The 25,044-nt window shown below is 48.6% G+C and carries 23 protein-coding genes and 1 riboswitch; of the genes, 5 read left to right on the top strand and 18 right to left on the bottom strand.

Annotation, left to right across the window (positions count from 1 at the left end):
• Positions 1-83: 83 nt before the first annotated feature.
• Entirely contained in the window at positions 84-1,532 is a 1,449-nt protein-coding gene (locus tag DESLBE_RS02975; RefSeq protein WP_005811628.1) for a M23 family metallopeptidase, read from the bottom strand.
• 92 nt (positions 1,533-1,624) lie between these two features.
• Between DESLBE_RS02975 and DESLBE_RS02970 the strand changes: the two genes are divergently transcribed.
• Both DESLBE_RS02970 and DESLBE_RS02965 read left to right on the top strand, forming a co-directional pair.
• Positions 1,625-1,798: a DUF896 domain-containing protein gene (locus DESLBE_RS02970; RefSeq protein WP_005811630.1), complete on the top strand. Its 174-nt coding sequence runs from the start codon at positions 1,625-1,627 to the stop codon at positions 1,796-1,798.
• Between the two features lie 99 nt (positions 1,799-1,897).
• Complete coding sequence (locus tag DESLBE_RS02965) at positions 1,898-2,161, top strand: hypothetical protein (protein ID WP_015944211.1); 264 nt, start codon at positions 1,898-1,900, stop codon at positions 2,159-2,161.
• A gap of 150 nt (positions 2,162-2,311) precedes the next feature.
• Here DESLBE_RS02965 and pyk read toward each other — a convergent pair whose 3' ends face one another.
• The 4 genes from pyk to DESLBE_RS02940 form a co-directional block, all read right to left on the bottom strand.
• Positions 2,312-4,045, bottom strand: coding sequence for a pyruvate kinase (pyk, locus tag DESLBE_RS02960; RefSeq protein WP_144675038.1), 1,734 nt, complete (start codon positions 4,043-4,045; stop codon positions 2,312-2,314).
• 101 nt (positions 4,046-4,146) lie between these two features.
• Positions 4,147-5,157, bottom strand: coding sequence for a type I glyceraldehyde-3-phosphate dehydrogenase (gap, locus tag DESLBE_RS02955; protein ID WP_144675036.1), 1,011 nt, complete (start codon positions 5,155-5,157; stop codon positions 4,147-4,149).
• 186 nt (positions 5,158-5,343) lie between these two features.
• Positions 5,344-6,444, bottom strand: a complete 1,101-nt coding sequence (locus DESLBE_RS02950) for a PRK06851 family protein (protein ID WP_144675034.1) — start codon at positions 6,442-6,444, stop codon at positions 5,344-5,346.
• A gap of 464 nt (positions 6,445-6,908) precedes the next feature.
• A complete protein-coding gene (locus DESLBE_RS02940) occupies positions 6,909-7,307 on the bottom strand; it encodes a NifB/NifX family molybdenum-iron cluster-binding protein (protein ID WP_005811644.1) in 399 nt (132 codons plus the stop codon).
• 164 nt (positions 7,308-7,471) lie between these two features.
• Here DESLBE_RS02940 and DESLBE_RS02935 point away from each other — a divergent pair, with 164 nt between their 5' ends.
• Complete coding sequence (locus tag DESLBE_RS02935) at positions 7,472-8,353, top strand: MoxR family ATPase (RefSeq protein WP_172625356.1); 882 nt, start codon at positions 7,472-7,474, stop codon at positions 8,351-8,353.
• A gap of 14 nt (positions 8,354-8,367) precedes the next feature.
• A complete protein-coding gene (locus DESLBE_RS02930) occupies positions 8,368-9,774 on the top strand; it encodes a VWA domain-containing protein (RefSeq protein WP_144675032.1) in 1,407 nt (468 codons plus the stop codon).
• 241 nt (positions 9,775-10,015) lie between these two features.
• On the opposite strand, the gene DESLBE_RS02925 is transcribed toward DESLBE_RS02930, so the two are convergent.
• Positions 10,016-11,038, bottom strand: coding sequence for a molybdopterin-binding protein (locus tag DESLBE_RS02925; protein ID WP_144675031.1), 1,023 nt, complete (start codon positions 11,036-11,038; stop codon positions 10,016-10,018).
• Positions 11,031-11,183: riboswitch (molybdenum cofactor riboswitch) on the bottom strand. (Overlaps the previous gene by 8 nt.)
• A 136-nt stretch (positions 11,184-11,319) precedes the next feature.
• Here DESLBE_RS02925 and DESLBE_RS02920 point away from each other — a divergent pair.
• On the top strand, positions 11,320-12,024 hold the full coding sequence (locus DESLBE_RS02920) for a Crp/Fnr family transcriptional regulator (protein ID WP_015944214.1): 705 nt from the start codon (positions 11,320-11,322) through the stop codon (positions 12,022-12,024).
• A gap of 4 nt (positions 12,025-12,028) precedes the next feature.
• Here the strand turns inward: DESLBE_RS02920 and DESLBE_RS02915 are convergent, their stop codons facing one another.
• The 12 genes from DESLBE_RS02915 to DESLBE_RS02860 form a co-directional block, all read right to left on the bottom strand.
• Positions 12,029-12,625: a 4Fe-4S dicluster domain-containing protein gene (locus DESLBE_RS02915; protein WP_144675030.1), complete on the bottom strand. Its 597-nt coding sequence runs from the start codon at positions 12,623-12,625 to the stop codon at positions 12,029-12,031.
• 144 nt (positions 12,626-12,769) lie between these two features.
• Positions 12,770-13,687: a DMT family transporter gene (locus DESLBE_RS02910; protein ID WP_015944215.1), complete on the bottom strand. Its 918-nt coding sequence runs from the start codon at positions 13,685-13,687 to the stop codon at positions 12,770-12,772.
• Between the two features lie 24 nt (positions 13,688-13,711).
• A complete protein-coding gene (locus tag DESLBE_RS02905; RefSeq protein WP_144675029.1) occupies positions 13,712-14,536 on the bottom strand; it encodes an AraC family transcriptional regulator in 825 nt (274 codons plus the stop codon).
• Between the two features lie 197 nt (positions 14,537-14,733).
• Positions 14,734-15,744 carry a M42 family metallopeptidase gene (locus tag DESLBE_RS02900; protein WP_144675028.1) on the bottom strand — a complete coding sequence of 337 codons (1,011 nt, stop codon included), beginning with the start codon at positions 15,742-15,744 and terminating at the stop codon, positions 14,734-14,736.
• Positions 15,745-15,767: 23 nt separating this feature from the next.
• On the bottom strand, positions 15,768-16,787 hold the full coding sequence (locus DESLBE_RS02895; RefSeq protein WP_144675027.1) for a M42 family metallopeptidase: 1,020 nt from the start codon (positions 16,785-16,787) through the stop codon (positions 15,768-15,770).
• On the bottom strand, positions 16,778-17,839 hold the full coding sequence (locus DESLBE_RS02890; protein ID WP_144675026.1) for a M42 family metallopeptidase: 1,062 nt from the start codon (positions 17,837-17,839) through the stop codon (positions 16,778-16,780). Before DESLBE_RS02890 ends, DESLBE_RS02895 begins: the two co-directional genes overlap by 10 nt.
• Positions 17,840-17,907: 68 nt before the next feature.
• The gene (locus DESLBE_RS26460; protein ID WP_172625355.1) at positions 17,908-18,066 is read right to left on the bottom strand and encodes a hypothetical protein; all 159 of its coding nucleotides are present in this window, start codon (positions 18,064-18,066) and stop codon (positions 17,908-17,910) included.
• A 583-nt stretch (positions 18,067-18,649) separates the two neighbouring features.
• On the bottom strand, positions 18,650-20,053 hold the full coding sequence (gene pepV, locus DESLBE_RS02880) for a dipeptidase PepV (protein ID WP_015944217.1): 1,404 nt from the start codon (positions 20,051-20,053) through the stop codon (positions 18,650-18,652).
• 83 nt (positions 20,054-20,136) lie between these two features.
• Positions 20,137-22,155, bottom strand: a complete 2,019-nt coding sequence (locus DESLBE_RS02875; protein ID WP_144675025.1) for a penicillin-binding transpeptidase domain-containing protein — start codon at positions 22,153-22,155, stop codon at positions 20,137-20,139.
• Between the two features lie 200 nt (positions 22,156-22,355).
• A complete protein-coding gene (locus DESLBE_RS02870; RefSeq protein ID WP_018307377.1) occupies positions 22,356-23,339 on the bottom strand; it encodes a rhomboid family intramembrane serine protease in 984 nt (327 codons plus the stop codon).
• Positions 23,340-23,468: 129 nt separating this feature from the next.
• Entirely contained in the window at positions 23,469-23,747 is a 279-nt protein-coding gene (locus tag DESLBE_RS02865) for a 4Fe-4S dicluster domain-containing protein (RefSeq protein ID WP_005811676.1), read from the bottom strand.
• Complete coding sequence (locus tag DESLBE_RS02860) at positions 23,744-25,036, bottom strand: FAD-dependent oxidoreductase (RefSeq protein WP_144675024.1); 1,293 nt, start codon at positions 25,034-25,036, stop codon at positions 23,744-23,746. Before DESLBE_RS02860 ends, DESLBE_RS02865 begins: the two co-directional genes overlap by 4 nt.
• Positions 25,037-25,044: the final 8 nt, after the last annotated feature.

The raw sequence follows: 25,044 nt of genomic DNA, 5'->3' as shown, positions 1-25,044 counted from the left end.
TATTCCAGAATTGGGCAAAAAAATAGACACCTCATTTTTGAAGTGTCTACCTTTTACATATTAGTTCGATTTTTACACTATTTTTACGGTAAATAGTTAAGAGGATTGACTGTATCGCCATTAATGATCACTTCAAAGTGCAAATGAGGTCCTGTTGAACGGCCGGTTGAGCCCACAAGGCCTATGGACTCCCCTTTGCTTATTTGTTGTCCATTGGAAACGCTTACTTTGGAGGCGTGGGCATAACGGGTAGCCACACCATTGCCATGATCGATAAGAATCATATTGCCATAGCCGCCGCTCCAGCCCACCGAGGATACTGTGCCGCCGGCTGCAGCCACAAAAGGCTGTCCTGTATCGCCGCCAATATCCAAACCGGTATGAAAACTTCCCCAGCGGTAGCCGTAATAGGAATTAAGCCCTCCTCTGAGAGGCCAACCCAAGCCGCTGACTTTGCCGCTTCCCCGGGAAAGGGCTACATTGGCCGATGCGTAGGTGGGTCCTTTGGCAATCACTTGAGTCACCGGCTGTTGGATGATTTTTTCTTCCAACACTTCTTTTTCTATGTTCTTGCCGTTTTCCTGAACATAGGAATAGGTGACCTTTTTGCTGCCATCGCTTCCCTCCTGGCGAACCACTGAAGAACCGCTGGGCAAACTATAATCGGTTTTCGATTCAACATCAAAGGGAATCGTCTCGGTACCTGTATAGATTCCCTTACTTACTACGGTGAGATAAGGGGTCACTTTGACCAAGTTTATTTTTTCACCAACCTGAAGAGTCTTATCTTCATCCATACCCGGGTTCCCGGCCAATACTTCCTTGGTCAGCATATCGTTTTTGCGGGCGATTAGCCACCAGGAGTCATTGGGTTGAACCACATACTCTGTTCTGGCTTCATGTCCTTTCCTTAAGGTTTCCAGAACCATCTCCGGCGAACTAAATTCCGCCTGCTGCACTTCCACAGGCTGAGAAGAAATCAGTTCTTTGAATTCTACGGAAGTGATGGTATTATTTTCACTGGGTTTGGCATAGATTTCTTGATAAGCTTGGAGAACCTTCTGGAAATCGTCTTCACTGGGCAGGATTGCTATAGGAGCATCTTCGATAGAAAATTGCACTCCTTCAAAATATGTACTTATTAAATTGTTCAGCTTAGCTTCTGTTACAGAGTTCTCCTGAAGAGTCCCTTTCCTGATCCGCGTATCCTGGAACTCGATTTGATCATGAGTCTTTGCAACAAGACCTGAGGAGTCCCCTTGGGAAACAAGGATGGAATCCACCAATTGTTTGCCTTCGTCCGGGGATGCTACATACCCAATTTCCTGACCATTAAGCATCAGTGCGGCTGCCGTGGTTGTCTGGCTGTAATAAAGGCCGCCACCTAATACTACCATCAGTCCCATCACCCCAAGGACGATTTTGGGAAATTCCCAAGCTACCTTTGACTCAGAAAACCTTCCCAACACCTTAGTCAGGTTCTCTTTTATGCTCTGACTAATACCGTCTAAGCCCCCTTTCCAATTGGACAAGTCTCATTAAATATTATATCATAGAATCGCCACGATTAAAGAAAATTATCTTGCCCTTGGCTGAGGGTTGAAAAGAAAAAGGAGTTACAACCATGGAAATCAATACTCTTATTGAGCGCATTAATGAGCTTTCACGGAAGCAGAGAACAATTGGCTTGGAAGAATGGGAAAAAGCTGAGCAGGAAGCTCTTCGGCAGGAATATCTGGGCTTTATCCGCGGCCAGGTCATTGATAGTCTCAGTCAGGTAAAGGTTGAAAAATCCTAAGCGGATCGGATTGTTTTTTCTCGCCGGCGTATGATAAATCCTCAAGCAAGCATACTAATTCTAAACACATGATTATGCTTTCTTGAGGAGGGATTGTCTTTGCCGGAACGAGTCATGAAATATGGTGGAGTAAAATTTCGTAATCTTGTGCCTCCAGTCAAAATCAACCGCTTTGTTAATCAGCTGGCTCCCGATCAAAAGGACTCACTCTTTGAAATCGCCGGGGAATTGAGCGATGCAGGGATGATTGAAATACTGAATGAACGCACACAAAGCACCATCGATCAGGATACCGTGGATACCCAGACTCCCAATGCCGGAGTCAACACTGAAGAAGTGCAGGAAAGCAATCGGCATCTATAGTAACCGACATCTATCCAACAGGAAGCCTTTCCAGATCAAGGATGCTCCCTCCAGGTCAGCTGTTTGACAAAACAGCGGCCTTGAGGGAGCATTTGTATAGATTGCCTGATTTGAGTTGTAGATTACCTGGTTTGAGTTGCTGCGACCTGACTAGATAATACTGACGGTGCCCTCATAGACCACACCTGCCAAAGCATCCACAGTCAGCACTTGCCCATCCTTAACCTTCATCAGCACATCGGCGGCACCGACAATAGCCGGAATGCCATAGTTTAAGGCGGCTATCGCCCCATGGGAGGTGAGTCCCCCTTCTTCCACCAGAATTGCCCCGGCTTTAGCGATTAAGGGGATCAGCTCTTTATCGGTATAAGGCGCTACCAGGATATCTCCTTTTTGGAAAAGCTCCAGAGCAGCCGAAGTGGCTATCCGTGCCGTTCCGGAATAAGCTTTGCGGCCTATCCCCGTTCCTTTCGCGATCACATCCCCGATGACCTGGACTTTAATGATATTGGTGGTCCCTACTTTACCAACGGGAACCCCTGCAGTAATGACAACCACATCACCGGTCTTGATCAGGTGATGGGAAATCGCTTCATTCACAGAAACCGATAAAAGCTGGTCCGTACCTAAGCTCTCGGGAATCAGCAAAGGATAAATTCCCCAGGTCAAAGAGAGTTGGCGGGCTACATGAACAAAAGGTGTGGCAGCAATAATCAGGGAGGTGGGACGGTACTTGGAGATCATGCGGGCCGTCAGCCCGGAATGAGTAGGAGTAAGAATAGCGGCCGCTTCCAGATCTCTGGCTACGGTATAGCTGGCATGACTGATGGCTTCGGCAATATTGATATGGGGGTCATAAATCTTCCGCGGCTCATAATGTTTTTCGATCTGCAGAGCTATCTTATTCATCATTTCCACAGCTTCTACCGGATACTGTCCGGCAGCCGTCTCCCCGGAAAGCATGATGGCATCGGTACCGTCTAAAATAGCATTAGCCACATCACTGGCTTCCGCCCGGGTCGGCCGCGGGTTGCGGATCATGGAATCCAGCATCTGTGTAGCCACGATGACGGGTTTACCCAGATGATGGCATTTTTCAATCATGTCCTTTTGATGAATGGGGACCTCTTCTACAGGCACCTCCACTCCCAGATCCCCGCGGGCTACCATCAGACCGTCGGCAACCTCCAGGATCTCATCTAAATGCTCGATACCTGCGCGGTTTTCAATCTTAGCGATAATCTTGACATTGGCCCCTTCTTCCTCAACCAAACGCCTTACGGCCAAAATATCGGCAGCCTTGCGGGCAAAAGAAGCAGCAATAAAGTCGATTCCTTCCCTTAAGCCAAAGATGATATCATCACGATCTTTTTCCGTAATCGCCGGCAGCTGAATCGGAACACCTGGCACATTGACCCCTTTTTTCGATTTAAGAACTCCGCCATTTTGGATTTTGGTGATGATCTTTCCTTCCTCACTGGCAATGACTTCAAGGTCGATGAGACCATCATCAAGAAGGATATGGGTACCCTGATGAACCTCCTGCCAAAGCTGAAGGTAGGTTATACCCACCCGCTCTGCGGACCCCAGAGTCGATAGATCGGTATCAAGAATAAAGGTATCACCGCTGTTTAATTGAACTCCCTCCTCCGGAACCGTTCCCGTTCTGATTTCCGGGCCTTTGGTGTCCAGAAGAACCCCTAAATGAACACCGAGTTTCTGTGCTTCTTCTCTTAAAGTTCGTATCCGCTTGCCATGCTCACCATGGGTTCCATGAGAGAAATTTAAACGGGCTACATTCATGCCGGCCTTAAGTAATTGGCGAATCTTCTCATTGGATTCACTGGACGGTCCGATGGTACATACTATTTTGGTGCGGCGCATAGATTACCTCCGTCGTTTATTTTGTAGAATGTCAGAAATCTGCTATAAAAAACCATACATAGAAAGTTTACTATTCTTTTCCACAAAAAGATAGAGGCTTCTTATAGTCCTTGGCCGGCGATGTATTCCACCAAGTCCACAATCCGATTGGAGTATCCCCACTCGTTGTCATACCAGGCCAGGACCTTGACCATGCGCTCTCCCAGGATCAGCGTAGACAACCCGTCAACAATGGCACTGTGAGGGTTGCCATTAAAGTCGTGGGAAACTAAAGGCAGCTCGGAATAAGCCAGGTAGCCTTTGAGGCTTCCCTCGGCGGCTTCCCTAAGTTTTTGATTTACTTCTTCTTTGGTGGTGGAACGGCTTAAATTAGCCACAAAATCAATAAGCGAGACATTAGGGGTAGGAACCCTCACCGCTAATCCTTTGAGCTTGCCCTTTAAGTCGGGAAGCACCAGTTCCACCGCCTTGGTTGCTCCTGTGGTCGTAGGAATCATCGATTCGTAGGCCGCCCGGGCCCGCCGCCAATCCTTATGCTCCAAATCCAGAATCCGCTGGTCATTGGTCACCGAATGGGTGGTGGTCATCATGCCCTGCTCGATCCCAAATTCTTCGAGTAAAACCTTGGCCAGGGGGGCCAAACCATTGGTGGTACAGGAGGCATTGGAGAGGATATGGTGCTCAGCGGGGTTATAGAGATGTTCGTTTACCCCCATCACAATCGTGATATCTTCGTCTTTTCCCGGAGCGGAAATGATCACCTTTTTCGCTCCGGCCTGGAGATGCAACGCCGCCTGCTCCCGCTTGGTAAAGCGCCCCGTAGCTTCAATCACCAGATCTACCCCCAGCTCCCGCCAGGGAAGTTTCCCAGGATCTTTTTCCGCCAAAAAAGCCACCTTTTGGTCCAAAACTTCAAGGGTGTTTTCCTTGACCTCAACATCATAAGGCAGGATATCATGAATTGAATCATACTTGAATAAATGACCTAACAGATCCGGACTCCCCAGATCATTAACAGCAACAATGTCCAGGGAACTTTTTCGTTCCAGGATTGCCCGCATGGAAAGCCGACCGATTCGCCCAAAGCCGTTAATTGCAATTCGCACACTCATTCAGGAAAACCCTCCTTAAAATCAACCTTATTAGCTTATGATTTGGCCAGATATTGGGATGTTTATGCTTCATATCCAAGTTATAGTTCCCCGGCAGGGTAAAAAAATTGCACAGCCTGTTGCTCTGCATTAAAGTCTTCTCCCCTTATTTATAGAATACCTGATAAAGTGTTTATGGTCCAGACTTTATGAATAATTTTCCATGATCGACTTTAAAATAGAACGGCGTTTCTCATCGATAGCCTCAAAATCCATGGCTGGGATATAATATTCTTCAAGTTGATCATGGAGTGTTTTTGCTCTTTGCGAATGGGATTGGGCCCGCAGTATGCTTTCCTCTACCCTGTTCCGGCACGAGTCAATAAAATCCAGGGTGCCGTTGAGCCCTGCTCTATGGAGCCCACTGTCCAAGTCAAGGGAATGAAGGGTACCGCTGAATTCCGGATGATAGGGATAATGCTCTGAAGAAATAACCAGGGCAGTATGCAGCTCAGGGATCAGGAGCAGATCGATCTTATCCGGCTCAAGGGCATTATGATAGATTTCCAGATCATAATTGAGAACTTTAGCCTCCTCGGCCAGGCGTGCCAAAAGGGTCGATTTTCCCGTTCCCGCCTGCCCCTTTAAGGAGTACAGAGAATCCATGCCTTGAATAAGGCTGTCAATATGTTGGGTTCTGCCTTGGGGAGTATGAGCCCAGGCAAATAAATGACGGGTTTTGCCGGCGCCTTGGCTTGATGGGGTTTTAAAAAGCTCTTGCTTCGTTTTAAGGTAGATTTGATTGATCCTTTGCCAATCCTGATTGGGCTTAATATAGAATTCCCATTCATCCATAGCGTTTTTGGCATCCTTCAGGGCAAAATAAGCGCTTTCAAAGCAGCGGCTGATCTCCTGACTGCAAGCAATAATCTCTTTTTTGTAAGGCCGGATCAAGGATTCATCCCAGTATTCGCCCAGATTAATGATTTCGTCAACCGCACCGGGGATCTTGGGGTCCACCACATGGGGAGCAGTACCGTCCAGTAAAGCAATCCCCAGCTCTGGAATAACAATACCGTCTATGGACTGATTATCGGAGGAACAACAATGATACTCCAGATCAAAACCTGCTTTGAGCATTTCTTCCCCAATTTTTTTCATGAAGGTTGATTTCCCCACACCTGGGCCACCCTTGATCACATAGATATGCCGGGCGGCAGCGTCCGCCAGGTAATGATAATAGGAGTAAAAACCAAGATAAGTAACACCACCGGGGAACATTTTTCTAATGACTGGATTCTTGGCCATAAGGACTCCCCTTTCCATGCTTTATTCCTGCAACACTAAGTATATTCAGGAGCAGGGGCAAGAGTGACGAAAATCCCTGTCAAATGATAAAGAAAACCCGGTTTCGCCGTGCCTTTTAATCACGCATCCAGAAAGGCGAAATCGTTGGTTGCACTTATGCTGGAGGAAAGTATGCAACGAAGTTATACTTTCTAACAGTGAAAAAGAGGGAACAGTTGGACTGTCCCCCCATGGTTTACGGATGCCTGTATCCTTTGTAGTCGTAGATGTTCCGCTCTTTTTGCTTATCATACTCCTGATAATGGGGGTCTCTCACGGTAACAGGAGATTTTGGACGTGAGACTTTTTTATGTTTTCCCATGCCGTAATCAGCCCTTTCTACGCTATAGTTTGAGCACCCATGATTTATTCTGAGTTAATTTGCTGATCAATATGCAGTTATCTGAAGTTAAAGATTAATCTCATTAATGATGATGATGGTGATCATGGTCATGACCGTGACCGTGGTGATCGTGGTCATGACTATGGTTGCAGACAGCATTGGTGGAGACAAAGGTCCCTGCCGCATAGGCTTGAGCTGCCTCCAAAGCCGGGCCATTGGCTCCTCTTAACACCTCTATTCCGGCATTTTCCAAGCCGGTAATGGCTCCGGGGCCAATCCCGCCACAGATGACAGTTTCCACTCCTTTAGACTTGAGAAGCTGGGCGATTCCTTCATGCTGATGTTGGAAATCAGCCGTATCAATCCGTTCCTGACCGGATACCTTACCCTCTTCAATGAGAAAAAGGGTAAAGGCCTGACTGCGGCCAAAATGGGCATTAACCTTCTCCCCTTCGGTAGGGATGGCAATTTTTTTGTTCATGAAATTCTACCTGCCTTTCCATATGTATATGTGAGATAACCCCTCAATAGTTTAAGCGTTTCAGAGTACCAGGGGATGTCAAGCTTATCCTAACTCCCCTATTTATAATTGTCAATCTTTGATAAAGCGTGTAAAATTCTAGTAAGGTCTGGAAGGGAGGATTCATGATGTGGGAATCTCCTCGGGAATTAATGAATGCTTTGGAACAGGAAGGTTATATCCTTGATCAGGATAAAGGGACCACTTTATTTTTGGCCCTGGCCCTTCACAAACCCTGTCTTATTGAAGGACCGGCGGGAGTCGGCAAAACTCAGCTGGCCCTGGCTCTGGCCCGCAGCACCGGCCGCAGACTGATCCGCCTCCAGTGCTATGAAGGGCTGGATTTAAGTAAAGCCCTTTATGAATGGGATTATGCCAAACAATTACTGCGTCTGCAGGTGGGAATCTCCGGCTGGGAAGAGATTAAGGAGAATATTTATGGACCGGAGTTTTTATTGGCCAGGCCTTTGCTGCAAACTGTGCTTGCGGAAGAGCCCGTTATTCTTTTAATTGATGAACTGGACAAAAGCGATGAAGAATTTGAAAGCTTTTTGCTGGAGCTGCTTGCCGAATTTCAAGTCACCATTCCGGAAGTAGGAACCTTTAAAGCCCAAAATTCCCCCATCGTCCTCTTAACCAGCAACAACACCCGGGATCTTTCCGAAGCTTTAAGAAGGCGATGTGTTCATCTGCTTTTAGCTTATCCCGATGTGGAACAGGAAATGAGGATTCTCGCGCAACGGTGTCCGGAAGTTGCCGCAGCCTTAATTCAGGATGTCTGTGAATTTGTGGCCAAAATCCGCAAGATCCCTTTGCGCAAATTGCCCAGTGTCTCCGAAAGCATGGACTTTGCCCGGGCTCTCCATATTCTGCGCCAGGACTCCCTCGATATGCAGCAATTGTCAGGTACCCTATCCATACTTTTAAAATATCCCAGTGATTTGGCAAAACTTGAGGATCGTTTAAAAGCCTGGCAACAGGAAGCTGCCAGAAGAACTCAGGCTTAAGGCGGGGTGCAGCCATGAAAGAATTAACGATCAACGGCTGGCAGCTGCTGAAGCTTATCTCGGCACTGCGTTCGGTGGGCATCCATATCACCCTGGATGAGGTTGAGGATGCTTTAAAGGCCTTAACCCGGTACCCGGACCTGGCGCCTAAGCTCGTGCTTAAATCTCTCTTCGTCCATCGCCAGGAGGATCAGCAGCTTTTCGACATGGTCTATGAACTCCTGGCCCCAGCTCCATCCTCTCCGGATTCAGAACATACCGCGCCTGGGCAATGTACAGACTCAGACCAAGGGGAGGCTGGGGATGGCTCCCATCAGGGCATCGGTACCGGGCAAGGAGGAATCACTCTGCACCTTAAATCAGCGGGAGAGTCTTCCCCAGCCCGGTCCATTTCCTTTCAAATGCCGGATCTTCATTACTTGATGGGGCTTAAAGGCTTCCCCAGTACCATCGAGGAAGAAGAAACACAGGAATCCGATTTGGGAAAGCAGGTCAGATTCATCCTGGGGCAGTCAGGGTTTTTGACTTGGTCCAATTCTTTGGAGCTGGCTAGAGAGCGGGGGGAAGTCCCGGAAGACCAGTGGCAGAAATTCGAAGCTTATCAGGACTTCTGGCAGCGCCGGATTCACCAGGTTCTTTGGCAGGAACGTTTATCCGAGCAGAATCGCTGGGACAGCTTCCGTGAAATAAATTGGCGCTTTAAGCCCCTCAATTCATTTACCGCCGCTGAAGAAGGGATGGTCCAGCAAGCCCTCCGGCAGATGGGTAACCAATTGGCCGTTCATCGGGGCTTGCGGAAAAAGAAAGCTTCCCGGGGCAGGCTGCGCATCTCCTCTTTGCTCCAAGAAATGGTGCGGGGTAATGGAGCCGTCTTTCGCTTCGAGTATGAAACTCCCGCCTTAAAGCATCCCGAGCTCATCGTCTTATGTGATGTATCCAACTCTGTGGCTCCTTTTTCGCAATTCCTTCTCTACTTATGCCAACGTATGAAATCCCGCTTTCGTAAAGTGCGGCTTTACCTTTTCATCGATGGCATCTGGGATATCACCCATGAAGAATGGCTGGCAAGCGGCGACTCCATGGCCGAGATCCGTTCCTGGGGCCGTAAGCATTCTTCCGGCTTTACCGATTATGGCAAGGTATTTAAAGACTTTGCCCGGGATGTCCTGCCTTCACTTTCCACCCGGGGAACCCTGTTGATTATGGGAGATGGCCGCAACAATTTCCGCCCGGCCCAAGCAGACTATCTGCAGGAGATCCAAGGGAAGATTAAGCATGTCTTCTGGCTGAACCCCTTGGCTGAAAAGGATTGGACTTTGCCGGACAATCTTATGAACGAGTACAGAAACTATTGCACCCGGGTTTTTCCCTGCCGGAACCTCAGTGATCTATGGCAGATCTCTAAAAAAGTCTTCTCCTGAAGAAGCGGCGCCAGCTCTTTTATCAACGGTCCATTGCTCAGCCAAATTGCCAACAGGTTGGTAATTTGGCTGAGCAATGGTTGTAAAAAAAGGGAGCCTCGCCAACTGCTTTAAATTACCTAAAGCCGTTGGGCGAGGCTCCCTTACCTTGCACTATCAGAAAGTATAAGGGCAACCAGCGACTTCGCCTCCTTCGTAAGTATGCGTTTAAGGCACGGCGAAGCCGGGTTTTCTTTAACGCTTATTTGCCGAAGGGACAGTGAGGATAGGTACATTCCGGACACTCCAGGCACAAGCCGCCATGACCGTATTTGGCAATTTCCAGGCGGGTAAGCCGCTCACCGGCCAGAATGCGGGTGGCCACCAGGTCAAAGACCGTTTTTCTTGAGTACATGACACATCCGGGCAATCCCAGAATCGGGATATCATCCAGGTAAGCCAGCAACAGCATGGCTCCGGGAAGAACAGGAGTGCCATAAGTGATCAACTCTCCCCCCAGACCTTTGATGGCTGTAGGGGTTAAATCATCGGGATCCACGGACATGCCGCCGGTGACCAGGACCATTTCCGCGCCTTGTTCGATATGCTCGCGGATGCGTTCCTGAATCATCTCCACATCATCGTCGGCGAAGGTTTGCCCCAGCAGGACAGAACCCCATTCAGCCACTTTTCTTTGCAGAACCGGTCCGAATTTATCCTGGATACGGCCATGGTATACTTCACTTCCCGTGGTCACCACCCCAACCTTTTTGGATTGCAGGGGGCGGATTTGCAGAATGGGTTCCTCGAAGCGGCGGGCGATTCCTTCCGCTTCGATCACGACATTTTCATCAATCATCAAAGGAACTACTCTGGTCCCGGCTATCTTCTGCCCTTTCTTCACCGGGCGGTGATTATGAAGGGTGGCAAGAATAATATATTCCAAAGAATTAAGGGCGTAGATCCCTTCTTCCGAAGCATAGATTAAACCATCCTCTTCAGCAATCAGATTGACCTTTCCCTCTTTCGTTTCACTGAAAGAAAGCCCCGGACCGGCCACAGCCTTGGCCAGGCGCTCCGCCGCTTCATCTTCGTGAATAAGACCCGGAGTCTGATCCCAGACAAAAATATGCTCTTTTCCCATACTAAGCAGGGTGGGAATATCCTCTTCTTTGATCACATGACCCTTTCTAAAGCGGGCGTCTTTTGTTTTTCCTGGAATAATTTGTGTCAGATCGTGCATAAGCACCGATCCAATCGCATCCTGTACTTTAACCTTCTGCATAGGGGTTCCTCCTTTTCTTTACGGAAGGCATGTTCATTTCTAAGCATACCCTGGTTTCAGATATTTCTGAAACGGCCAAAATTCCGTAGATAGCGTCAGACTTGCTTCAGTCAGTAGGAAATATGGCTCGGCCATTCCCTATTATAAACCATAAGCAGCAATCAGGGAATGTCTCACTGCTCAAGAAAATAGTTTTTTCTACTTTTAAAGGGTTTCTGCCAAGGAATAGAGAATTTTCTTCATAATAAACTTCTATGATAGTTTATGAGAGGAAGAGAAGTATGGCTAGTAATATCACCGGGTTTGAACTATTTAAAAGCAATCCTAACTGGCAGGAACTGCCCGATTCATTTTGGGAGTTTTGTTCTGCTCATGGACGGGTTCGCCATTATGCAGCAAAGCAATTCCTTTTCTTTTTCGGAGAAGAAAGCAACTCAGTTTATTTTTTGCTCAAAGGCCGCATTCAAATCCTGCTTATGAGTGAATTTACCGAAAAAATTTTCCGGATTCTGCAGCCGCCCGCATTTTTTCCGGAAGTTGTTTTAGATAGTAAAACTTATCCTTATGCAGCCCTCACTGCTGAAGCCTCCGATGTTTTCGTTTTGGATCGCAAAGCACTGGTCCAATATTTTAAGGAAAATCCTTCCACCCTTCTGCCTTTTTATCAAAACATGGCTTTGGATCTCCGCAGAGCCTACCGGCAAATCAAAAACATCGCTCTGGGGGATGCTCGTTCCCGGCTGGGGGCCAAACTCTTTGCCCTGGCTCATGTCCACGGCCAGGAGACCCCTGAGGGAATTCTGATCACTGTTCCTCTGACCGCTACCGAGCTGGCGGGAATGTGCAGCTTAGCGCGGGAATCCGTGAGCCGCATCTTAAGCGAATTGCGGGATTTAGGAATACTTAAAATGGAGAAAAAACAAATCACCATCAGCGATTTAGAGCAACTGAGGAGCTGGATTCACGAACGCCAAAACTCTTTGTAAAACCTTACAGATGCGGTCGGCGGTCCAGAAAATGAGTAAGCCTTTCCTGAGGCAGGCCATTGTCTATATAGTCTTCAAGGATGCGGCCAATGATCCGGGGAAGTTCAGAAGTCTGGAGCTTTTCCCTGGACAATCGCGCCAATTGGGGATGCCTTCCCAGGCGTCCGCCGAGATGAAGAGTCCATCCCGATTCCCCAGGGAGGATTTTGCCTGTGGGGCAGGAACGGACACAATCCCCGCAGCCAATGCACTTCGTCGGCTCAAATTCCAGCTCTCCCTGCCAGGATAAGGCACCTTCCTGACAAGAACGGCAGCAGGCCTGGCAGCCCGTACACCTTGCCTCCGTGAGCTTAGGCATAAGAAAACCAGTCAGACCGATATCTTTGATTTGGGGCTGGGAACAAGCGTTAGGACAACCGGCTATGCTGATCTTCGGTAAATGATGATAATGAATCACCGGAAACTTTTGCTTCAAATGGGATAATAAATCCAGATTCTTGAGCATCTGCTCTAACTGTTGGTGTAATAAAGACCAGTCCTGAGCAGATTTACCGCAGTTTCTCCGGCAGTGCTCCAGGACAAAGCCAGGATGATCGATCATTATGCCTCCTCCATTGCTCATCATTTGAACTTATTGTACCATCCTCAGACTCTGGTGTTGTGTTTTGGGTCACACTTCTCAAGTTCACAGCGGCAAATAAAAAGCATAGCCATTTGACTATGCTTAAAATGTCATTTGGGGTTGCTAAGCTTTACTCGCTTCTGTCTGCTGAGGGATATGCCTGCCTTTCCTCTCCGAAATCAATAACCCTGTTAATGTCAGTACAATTCCCAATACTGAAACTCCGGTAATTTCCTCACGCAGCACAATTACGGCAGTAATAACGGTTATGACGGGAACCAGATAAATATAGACGCTGGTTTTGACTGCGCCCAATAGTTTCACCGCCGAGTTCCAGGTCACAAAGCAAAGCGCCGATGCCCCCAACCCTAAAAACAGAATATTGAATAGGTTATTTGGTCGTGTTAATTCAGTTATGTCCGGATTGAACCCCAATATGCATAAAGCGGGTATCATAAACACCAACCCATAGAAGAAAATTCTCCGTGTTGCCTGAATGGTGTTGTAGTGAAACCCGCTTATTTTCTTGGTCAGCACAGAATAGGCGGCCCATACCACGGCAGCTAAAACAGCCAGTATATCTCCCAAGGGATTCAGTTGCAGGTTGTTGCTTCCGTTAAAGCTGATCAGGATAATCCCGACAACAGCAACGCTAAAACCTATAAAAAACCGCACTCTCAGTTTCTCAGTATCTAAAAACAGATGAGCAAACAGGGCGGTAAAAAAAGGTGAGATTGCGACAATTACCCCTACATTGGAGGCGAAAGTATAGGTTAATGCTATATTTTCAAGCAGGAAATACAGGGTAACCCCGCATAAACCGGCGGCGGCAAAATATAGATCCTGCTTTCTTTCCCTGATCCTGAGCCTATGAGGATAAGCGAGGAGCAAGATAAGAAAACCAATCGCAAACCTTAGGAACAGTATTTCCACAGGCGTTATGGATTCTAAAAGCAACTTGGTGGATATAAAGGTTGTACCCCAAATAAAAATCGTCATAAATGCCAGCAAATGTCCTTGAAGCTCTTTTCTTGTGTCCATGAAACCCCTTTCCATTCAAAAAAATCAGCTTTGAGAATCCTTAAAAATGCTCATGTATTGTTTTGGGGTTAGCCCGATAAACTTTTTGAAAAAGTTAGAAAAATGGCTTTGATCGGTAAACCCGGTCTGCAATGCCACGTCAATGGGCAACATCCCCCTCTCCAGCATTTTCTTTGCTTTATCAATCCGTATCGTTTCCAAATAGCTATAGGGAGAGATGCCTTTTTGCTTTGTAAAGGAACGAAGCAGATAGTATTTGCTCAGCCCGGTCAAATTGCCTAAGTCGGCCAGGGTGATAGTTTCCATGTAGTGTTTTTCTAAGAATTCACAGATAGCCCGTGCTTCCGCGCTTTGTTCTGCAGTTGCAGTCGTTGCTGCCTGATCTGTATACTCTTCTATGAGCTGCGCTAAAAGGAAAAAGAATAGTTCTTCTTTCCTGAAATCTTTTTCTTCCTCCATAAGCATTTGGTGCAGCTCCCGGAGTATAGTAACCAACTCGCTATGAAAAACGACTTGAGAGGTAAAATAAGGCAAATACTCTTCCCCTTTTATTTCCAAGACCGCCTTGCTCATAATTTCCGGCTGGATATTGATACAGCGATAATCCAATGTTTTGCCGTCAATTTGTTCGCAAATATGATTGTCGCGGGGATTGAAGATCAGAAGATCACCCGGCTCAATGGTATATTCCTTATTTTTGCAGGATAAAAACCGCTGACCTTTTTCAATAAACCCAATCACATAATACTCATGAAAATGGTTGGGAAACTTCTGCATAATCCCTTGAAAATGATAGGCTTCAACCTTTAATTCCGGGTCATATTTTACGATTCTCATTTCCTGTTTCATACAATTCATCCTCCTTTCTCAGGTATCTGATCGTTAGTGTACCACAAGCGGCAAGGGCGTTCTTGTATGATATTGCCCTTTACCTGTCCTGGAGATCTTAAATACAAAAAGCCGGATTCCTACCAAATCTATAGTGGGAATCCGGCTTTCCACTCTCTATAATGAATGCTGAACAAAACAACCAATGGCGGATAAGCTTACAATTCAGCAGGTCCTTCCAGGAGAGCCAGCAACAATTGGGCCGCGCCCTCAATATCCCCTTGGTCCACCGTTTCCGAAGGACTATGAATATAGCGGGTAGGAATGGACACGACCCCGGAAGGGATCCCTCCTTTGGTGAGATGGATGGCCCCGGAATCTGTACCGCCAAATTCGAGAACCTCCCATTGATAAGGGATGTGATGCTGTTCAGCGGTTTGCGCCATCCAGGACTTGATCTTGGGATGGGTAATCATGGAGCGGTCAAATACCTTGATCGCCACCCCCTGGCCCAGCTTCACATCCATAGGGTGGGACTTGGGAGTGTCCCCTGTTCCGGTAACATCCACCGCCAGGGCTAAATCGGGTTCCAGGGCAAAGGCTGCCGTTTGGGCACCGCGAACTCCCACCTCTTCCTGTACTGTAAAGACAAAATACACTTCATGCTGGGTTTGCAGGCGTTTCAGCACTTCAATAGCGATAAAGCAGCCCACCCTGTCATCCAGAGCTTTGGCAGTCAGGCGCTTGGCTTGTTTGTGGAAGCTTCCCACAAAGACAGCGCTTTCTCCAACCTGCACCTTAGCTTTACTTTCCTCTAAGGAGGTGGCTCCGATATCAATATAGAGCTTATTCAGCTTTAAATCGGTGGGTTTTTCAAGCTTCTCAACGCCAATGGTGCCCATGAGCCCGTTTTGAAACTGAACGCGGCGGTGGGGCAACCCCTGAATCGAGACACCGCCCAGGGGGGCAAAACGCAAAAACCCCTTTTCATCAATATGGGTGATCATCACTCCGATTTCATCGGCATGGGCGGCGATCATAATTTTTTTGCCTGTTCCCCGGCGTACCGCCATAAGATTTCCCAAGGCATCTGTGTTTATCTCATCGCAGTAGGGGCGGATTTCTTCAGCAATCAGCGAATTTACATTGCCTTCAACACCCGATGGACCAAAACATTGGGTTAATCGTTCCAAAAGTGTATAATCCAAAGGTTTGTGATCGTATGGCATGGAATGTCCTCCTTTAATCTCATTCAGCGGAAAGAAAATTCATGGGGAATCGCCTTTAAGATACCATCCACTAAATTCAGGGTATGCTCAATATCCTTTTCGGCCAGGACAGAGGCTGTGGAATGAATATACCGGCAAGGGACACTGAGGGCGATAGTGGGAATGCCTTCACGGCTCAGATGAATTCTGCCGGCGTCATTTCCCCCGCTGTGCCCTCTGCGCAGCTGGTAAGGGATGCCCATCTTTTCGGCAAGATCGATGACCTGCCGGAGCAGCTGCGGCTGATATAGAGTGGAGTTATCCAGCATGGAGAGGGCGGGACCTTTGCCCGGTTCAGTAACCCACTCCCCTTCTTCCACTTCCATCATCTGGGCGGACACAGTCCCTTCCAGGACAATCGCAAAGTCCGGCTGGACGTGGTAAGCGGCTACCGTCGCCCCCCGGAGCCCTACTTCTTCCTGTACGGTGAAAGCACCGATCAGATTAAGGGCATAATCCCGTTTTAACAGCTGGGCCAGTATGGCGCAGCCCACCCGATCATCAAAGGCTTTGCCCTTTAAATAGCCTTGGCCCAGCTTTTCCATCTCTGTAAAGAAATAGGCATAATCCCCGATCTTCACATGTTTTTCTGCTTCTTCTTTCGATTTGGCGCCGATGTCAATATACAATTGCTCGATGGTCAAAGCCTGCTCCCGCTCTTTAGGTTTCTGCAGATGAATGGCTTTGGCACCGATCACTCCCGTCAGGGCGTTGATCTTCAGAGGTTTAGAGACCAGGATCCGCGGATCGATACCCCCTACAGGTTGAAATTTCAGAAAACCATCTGCAGTGATGGCGGTGATCATCAGGGCCACTTCATCCATATGGGCGGCGATCATCACCTTGGGAGCGGAAAGGGGGGGATTTTTTTGGACGATGAGGTTGCCTATTTTATCCGTGCTCAGGGAATGCACGCAAGGTTCCAGCTCCGCGGCCAGGGCCTGGCGTATTTCCTTTTCCGCTCCCGAGGTGCCATTAAGCTCCGACAATATCTTTAGTAGCATACTCTTCCCTCCAAATCTTCAGGAAGTCCGGCGATAAAATAGGCCAGCAGTTTTCCGGTCAGGATCACATCCTGCATATCAATGGTTTCCACAGAGGTATGCATATAGCGTAAGGGTATGGACACTAAGCCCGTGGGCACACCGGCTTGTGTCACCTGAATAGCCCAGGCATCTGTGCCGCTGCGTCCCGGAACGGGATGGTTTTGATAAGGGATACGGGCTTCTTTGGCCGCCTTAACCAATTCTTCATAGACGAAGGGATGGATATTGGGCCCCAGGGCAATGGCCGGACCTTTCCCCAACTCTTTTTCTACTTGCCCTTTGGTATCCGGAGTGCTGGCATGGGTGACATCGATAGCGATGGCCAAATCCGGATTTAAGCTATAGGCACTGGTGGTTGCCCCTCTATAGCCAACCTCTTCCTGAGTGGTGCTGACGGCAATGACATCATGAGCATGCTGCAGCCTTTGCAGTTCTTCCAGACATATTTTCATAACGACCACTCCGGCCCGGTCATCAAAGGACTTGCCGGCCAGGACATGATTCAGTAATTCCAAAGTATTGCGCCGCAGGGTAATGATATCCCCCACCTGAATGACCTCCTTGATCTGCTCAAAAGTCATTCCCACATCGATTCCCATCTGCTCTGCTTTCACGGCTTTTTCTTCACCCAGGGTCATTAAATGGGGCGGAGTGGAGCCGATGACCCCCAGGACAGGCTTTCTGCCATGGACGATGACTTCCTGGGAAAGCAGGGTACGCTGATCCACACCCCCTACTGGGGTAAAACGCAGGAAGCCGCTGGGTTCGATCCCTTTGACCATGAGGCCTATTTCATCCATATGGGCGGCCAGCATGATTTTATAACGCCCCTGGGTCCCCTTTTTGTGGGCATAAATATTGCCCAGGGCATCCTGGCCGACCTGATCGGCTAAGGGGGTGAACGCTGCCAGGACCAAGGGAGCAAGGGTTTCCTCATATCCTGAGACACCGGAATTTTCCGAGAGTTGTTTTAGAAATTCCTTCGCGCTGGATAATTGCGCGTTATTCAATGGGCTCAGCCTCCTATCTTGCCTATGTAGTCGTCGCATATGTAAGGGCAGACTTATGCTTTCTACTGCTACTGAAAAAGCATGAAAGCTAAGTCTCCAGGATTTTGATTTACACCGGTCGCTCCATAAGCTGCGCGGACAAAACTAACGCTCAAGCCCTCCGCTCCGTCGGGTGCCCGGCCAAATCGCTCCTGCTCAATGGCCGGTTGGAAACGTCCTGTTTCCAACCCGACTCCGCTGCAGGCTTTTCGCGAAGTTTTGTTTCCGCTCGCTTAAAGTCGCTTCCCTTGTGTAAATCAAAATCCTTGGGCTGCTTTTCTGGCTTGCATGCAGGGCGTTGTAAGGTGGTAAGATTGCAGGAAATGTGGGGCAAGTGACTGACCCAAGCTGCTTTTTCCGTCTTTACCGGCGCCGCTTGGGGCGGCAGGGCCGGCTCTTTGGGAAAGGCCCTGAAGATCCCCAAAGTTGACTCCAGTAATTCCCCATAGAAAGCTTTAAGCCTCAGGACCCTAAAGAAAAACGAAAAGAGACCCGCAAGACGTAGCTTTACGTACAAAAGCCGTGAACTCCGGAGAAGAAACCTTCCGGTGGAAGGTTTTAGGATTCACGCCCGAAGGTGTCGGATTTAGCGGAGGGGCGGTCAGGTGAACGAGGCTTTCTTAACGTAGCGGAGCCACGGTTCACATGCAGAAAACAGCGGGGTTTGGCGGGAGCTGTTAAGAAAGCGAGTGAGCCAGCCCCGGAGCTATGGAGTACGCGTTGTGCGTAAAGCTACGCGACCCAGATCGGATCTTCGCCCCAGACAAGCTTTTACTCCCCTGCCAGATTGAGAATAGCCTGAGCATACACCTTGCACGCCAGAATCAGGCTGTCGATGGCCATATATTCATCCGGGCAATGAATAACTTCCGGTTCCCCGGGAAGCAAGGGGCCAAAAGCGACTCCTTGAGGCAATACTTTAGCATAGGTACCGCCGCCAATCGCAAACGCGTACCCTTCTAGACCGGTTACATCGGAGTAGGCTTTCAGTAAAGAAGTTACCAAAGGACTGTCCTTGGGGACATGGTGGGCTTTCTGATGGGTAAGAACTTTCATTTCCAAGCCGATCTCCTGCCCGCATGCTTCCACAGGTTTAAGGATCTGATCACCCTGGAAAGTGACAGGATATCTTATATCAATAACAAAACGAAGCCCCTGAGGGTTAAGATCCATAATGCCTAAGTTTAAGCTCAGCTTTCCTGAGGGTTCATCGGCAAAAGCAATATTAAAGCCTTCCCCAAAAAATCCTGTTCCCGGCCGGTTGTTTAACCAAGTGATGAGTTCAGCCTCCTCTTGGCTCAAATCCAGGCCGGCGAGAAATTGCAGAGCATAGAGTACGGCATTCTTACCTTTTTGGGGCAGGCTGCCATGGGCCCCCACTCCTTTAAAGATCAGGACCAGACCCTCCTCTTCTGCTCCGGAAAGGGACTCCAGATCTCCTGTGACCCCTTCGGGGAAAGTGTACTGGGAAAGCTTCCGGGCAAGCTCTTCCCGGGTAAACCCTTTCAGCACAACCTGGCAGGAATCGGGAACCACATTGGCCCGTTCTCCTCCCTGGATCCTGATCAGGTGAGGCAAGGGGTTGAATTGCTTGCTCAATTCCAGGTGAAAGATACCTTTCTCAGCATGGATTAAGGGAAATTCTGCATCGGGGGCAAATCCGAGGACAGGAATATCTTCTTTCGTTTTGTAATAGTCCATATCCTCCCATCCTGATTCCTCGTCGGTGCCCAGGATCAGGCGGATTTTTTTCTTAAGGGGGATGTTGCCATCTTTAAGGGCTTTCATAGCAAAGAGAGCTGCCAGAGTCGGTCCTTTATCGTCGAGAGCCCCCCGGCCATATATTCTGCCCTCCTTAATGGTTCCGCTATAAGGCGGGACAGACCAGCCATCACCTTCGGGAACCACATCCAAATGCCCCAGGATGCCCAGGAGTTCCCCGCTGCCCATCTCAATTTGACCGGCATAACCATCAATATTTTTAACCTCAAATCCTAACTGTTCGCCAAGACTCAAGGTCCATTCCAGACAATCCCTGATCCCAGGCCCAAAGGGAGCACCTGGGGAAACATGGTCCATATCTTTGACACTTTTAAATTGGACGCAGTCCTGGACGGCCTTAATCAATTCATCTCTAAGGCCGTCAATATGTTGGTTCAGATTTTCATCATGCATAGTCATTTCCTCCACTTCATTGAATCATGCAAACTTCATCTTATGCTAGGATACCCCTTTTAACCAAGAAATTATAGTAAAGTTTAAGGATTGGGCGGCGGCTCTGCCTCTGAGCCTTGCTGCAAAATTTCCTCCAAAGTAGCAAATTCCACATTGATCACGGTACCCGCATTAACCACTTTACCCGGCTGAGGGTTTTGTCCGCGGACCAGGCCGGTTCCAGAGAAATGAAAATGAAGCTCCGCTGCCGCCAGTTTTTCCCCGGCCTGCCGCATGGTTAACCCGGTTAGGTCGGGAACAACGCTCTCACCCTTCAAAGGTGTTCGTTCCGGAACGACCTCCCCCGGTGCCGGACGCTCAAAGCTTGTTTCCGGGATCTCACTCACTTCACTTGGGGTCTCACCGGACACAGGAATGCCATAATATTGGAGTGTCCCTTCGATAATCGTTTTGGCAACAGGCCCCGCTAAAGTTCCCCCCTGATGGCTTTCTCCCTGAGGGGTATCGATGAGAATCAAGAGCGCGATCTTCGGATTATCGGCCGGAGCATAGGCTGCGAAAGAAGCAATAAAATCCGTTTTGGAATAGCCTTTGGTATCCGGATCCACTTTTTGGGCGGTTCCTGTTTTACCGGCGACCCGGATACCGGGGATTTTGGCTGCTGCGCCGGTGCCTTCATTGACCACCGCTTCGAGAATAGCCGTCATTTGTTCCGCGGTGGCTTTGGAGATAACCTGGCGGACCGGTTCCGGGCTCTTTTCTTGCACCGTTCCGTCTGGAAAGGTGATTTTGTCAACGATATAGGGCTTGTAGAGGGTTCCCCCATTGGCAACGCTGGAGATGGCTGTCAACAGCTGCAGGGGAGTAACCAGGTTGGCCTGCCCGAAGGACATGGTGGCCATATCGATATCCCGGGCCTGGTCCTGAGGCACCAGGAGAGCGCTATCTTCCCCGATAATATCGATCCCCGTCCGGCTGCCGAAGCCAAAGGCTTTTAAGTAAGTATAAAAGGTCTCTTTGCCTAAATTCATCCCCACTTGAGACAGGACCACATTGGAGGATAGCATCATGCCCTCGGTAAAGGTCACTTTACCATGGGGCCGGAAATCGGAATCCCAGTTGGTTATGTAGCGGGGGCCAATTTGAATGTAACCCGGATCTTCGAAGAGATCATCCGGCTGAACCGTTCCCTCTTCCAAGGCAGCGGCGCCTGTGATGATTTTGAAAGTGGAACCGGGTTCATATGACATACTGATGGTTAAATTGCGGCGTTCTTCGGGATCCGTGGTTGAATAATCATTGGGATTGTAGGTAGGCCGCGACCCCATTCCCAAAATCCTTCCGGTCATGGGATCCATAGCTAAAATGGCGATATGCTTGCCCTGGGTCGTCTCCAAAAGCTGATCCAATTGCTGCTCAATAAGATATTGGATCGTGGAGTCCAAAGTAAGCCGGAGATCAGCTCCTCTCATAGCCGGCTCATTGAGCTGCGAGGGATTGAGGAGAGACTGCTGTGAGGAATAGCCCGGGGTGCCATAGAGTTCCTTGTTATAAAAGGCTTCCAACCCTTCCGCGCCATTCCCGTCCAAGGTCACGATCCCTAATACGGAGGCGGCCAGTCTATCCATAGGGTAAACACGTTTCTGCTGATCGCTGAAGCCAATGCCCGGCAGTTTAAGGGCCTTGATCTGATCCGCTTTTTCCAGCTCCACATGGTTGGCAATATTTACCCAAGCCAGGTCTCTATTAAGTTTTTCCAGAATAACTTCTTGCTCTATCGACAGGATTTCACTAAGTTTGGCGGCAATCTCTTCTTTGGTCCACTTGGTTTGTTTGCTCTCTATAAGTTCATTGATTGCCCGTGGATCTCCATAAACCTCTTTGACAGGTATGCTTTGCGCCAAAACATTGCCTTGGGCGTCCAGAATTTTTCCCCGTTCAGGCAGCAGGCTGGCACTGCTGGTTCTTCTTTCGATCCCCTTGGCTTTGAGCTCGGCGGCGTCAATGACCTGAAGCATAAATAACCGGCCGACGATGACCGTCGCCATAAGAACCAAGACCAGATAAAGAACTTTTTCCCGAGCAAAGTAGCTGCGTTTCATAACCCTTCCCACCGTCTCTAACCTATTTTCATGCAAACACTATTATATCACTCTTTACTGAGAGTTAAGAGATTATTTAGCAAAGAAAGCCCATGTTTTCTTAACTATCGATGGTTTTGTAAGGACCACCTTGCTAAGAAACCATGAGCTTTGTCATTATTTTGTCCTTTATCAATCATTGCATACCGATCATTGCTGTGTTATTTCATGGAAATTAACCAAGTAAAAAGCATGCCGGTCACCAAACCGCCCAGATGAGCATAGACATCGATTCCGGTTTGAAAAAAGCCCAGGCCTAAATTGATCAAAACAACGACAGCCAGACTTTTGCCAAAACCTGATTTCCAGAGAAAGGGCTTGCGGCGGGAATACACCACCAAAGCGCCCAGAATGCCGAAAATGGCTCCGGAAGCCCCAGCCGAAATGGCATCCGTAAAGAAGAAGCTGGCCACCGAACCCAGGATGCCGCTGAGAATATAAACCGTGATATAGCGAACCCGTCCCAGCAATTCTTCGGCGATAGCTCCTAAGGCCCAGAGAGCATAAAGATTGAAGGCGAGATGAAGAAAACCAATATGGAGGAACATGCTGGTAAATAACCGCCAATATTCACCCTGGATAATCAGAGCATTGACTTTAGCCCCAAATAAAATAAGAACTCCGGTCCGGGTTGAGCCTCCGGCTAAGGTCATCAGGCCAAAGACAATCAGATTAATGGCGATGAGCGTGTAAGTAAGATAGGGAGGTCCTTGGCCCCTCCGGGCAGAGGGTGTGGATTCTGAAGTCTCATACACTGAGGCTGATGAGGAAGAATTGACTTCAAGATAGGATAATACCCTATTTAAATGCTCTCGTTTGGCTGTGGCCGGAGCAGCAAAAATAGAACCCGTCTGCAGATCAATAAACCAGGCTTGGATGCTTTTTAAGGCAGGCTGCTTTAAATCCTGGGAAGACAAACCTTCCGGACATAAGATAATCGCTTCCCAGTGCTTTATAGAAGCATCTGCAGCGAATGAACCCTGGGGTCCTTCCAAGGGAGCACCTTTCCTTAAGAAAGAAAAAAGCAGTCCATTTTCCCCTTTACGGGCCATAATCCACTGATTCCCATCCTTTTCAATGGACCAGAGATCCTCATGAAGCCCTTGAATAATGCGCTCGAGGATAACAAGCCCCTCCTTTACCAAAATTTAAGGTCTTTCTCTATGTTGATCTTATTTTATAGGGATGACGGGGGGTTTGTCAAAATAGTAGAGGAGCAGCGGAAATTCCGCTGCCCCCCCTCTTTATACCCACTAAAAATTATCAAGCTTTGCTCAGCCGTTCTTCCAGGAGACTCCGAAACCGCCCCGTGGATAATCCCATTGAATATTGCCATGGGGGCAGGCTACACGGCAGGTACCGCATTCCAAACAGCCTTCATAGCCGACAGCAATGCGATTCTCTTCTTCATCCCAGTCATAGACATGGGCCGGGCAAATAAAGGTGCATACTTTGTCTTTGCACTTTAAACAAAGTTCGCCGTTGCTGATTTTGATGTGATTTAATTTGTCTGTGTTAAAGCGCACCAAATACAATTTATCATCTAATTTCATTTCAGTGCCCTCCAAGCATTAAACATATCTTTGACAAGTCCGGTCTTGGTCCGCTTCTTAAACATCATATCCATAATATTGCTGAACACTTGTGCCTTGGGTGTGCCATCTGCTGTGAAGTACATCCGGGCTGCCTGGTTGAGGATTTCCGGATATTGGCCCAGCAGGTGGGGATTGGACTCGATGAAAGGCATGAGCTTTCTGAACTTGTAGAGGTCTTTGATCACAAACGAGTCACGGAGACGGCTCTCATAGACACTCATACCATGGGCGCTGAGATCTCCGGATTGAATGGCCTCAGCAGCTACTTTTCCGGCAATTTTACCGGAAATCATGGCTAAGTTGGAGCCTTCACGGTTCAAGCCGTTAACGAACATGGCTGTGTCACCGACGACCATAACCCCTTGCCGATAAAGCTTGGGTATAGCATTGTAACCGCCTTCCGGGATCAGGTGAGCCAAGTATTCCTTGGTTTCCCCACCCTGCAGCAATCGTTTGACATAAGGTTTAGCCTTTAGGTTTTCCAGGAGATCATTAGGGGACCAGCCTTTTTCAGACATGGAGTGAACCATGGCCCCCACCCCAATGGAAAGAGAGTTTTTGTTGGTATAGATGAAGGATGTTCCCATCATGCCATCTGTCGAATCACCGAAAAGTTCGATGGTTGCCCCTTCATGAGGATCCAGGCAGAAGCGGTCTTCGATTTTCTCAGGAGGAAGTTCAATAATTTCTTTAACGACCACAGCCATATTCTCAGGGCGCAGAGGCTTAGCCAGTCCAGCCTTGCAGGCCAGGAAATTATTCGCCCCTTCCGCTAAGATGACCACTTGCGCTCCCAGGTCTCCTTCAGCACGACCGGTGCGAACGCCGACCACATCATCGCCGTGATAGAGGAGATCCTCAACCAACGTCTCCGTGATGATCATAACTCCGGCCTTGACCGCCTGATCGGCCAGCCAGCGGTCAAATTTTACTCTCAATACGGTGTGGGCATTGTAAGGCGGTTGTCCCCAGGCCGGATCGCGATAACCGGCGGAGAGTATTTCGTCTTTGCTTAAGAAAGCATAGCGCTGCTCAATAACCGGTCTTTCCAGCGGAGCTTCCTTCCAAAAATCAGGTACGACTTCATTGGTAGCCTCAGTATAGAGTACCCCACCCATGACATTTTTAGTACCGGGATAGTCTCCCCGTTCAATAACAGCAGTCTTCATGCCGGCTTGTGCAGCACTAATGGCAGCAGATAGGCCGGCTGGACCGCCGCCAACGACGATTACATCAAACTTTTCCATGTTGGCCC

This window comes from Desulfitobacterium sp. LBE (assembly GCF_007830365.1).
In the GTDB taxonomy this organism is placed as follows: domain Bacteria; phylum Bacillota; class Desulfitobacteriia; order Desulfitobacteriales; family Desulfitobacteriaceae; genus Desulfitobacterium; species Desulfitobacterium hafniense.
The sequence above is the reverse complement of the archived record's forward strand: the minus strand, read 5'-3'. Positions and strand labels throughout refer to the sequence as shown.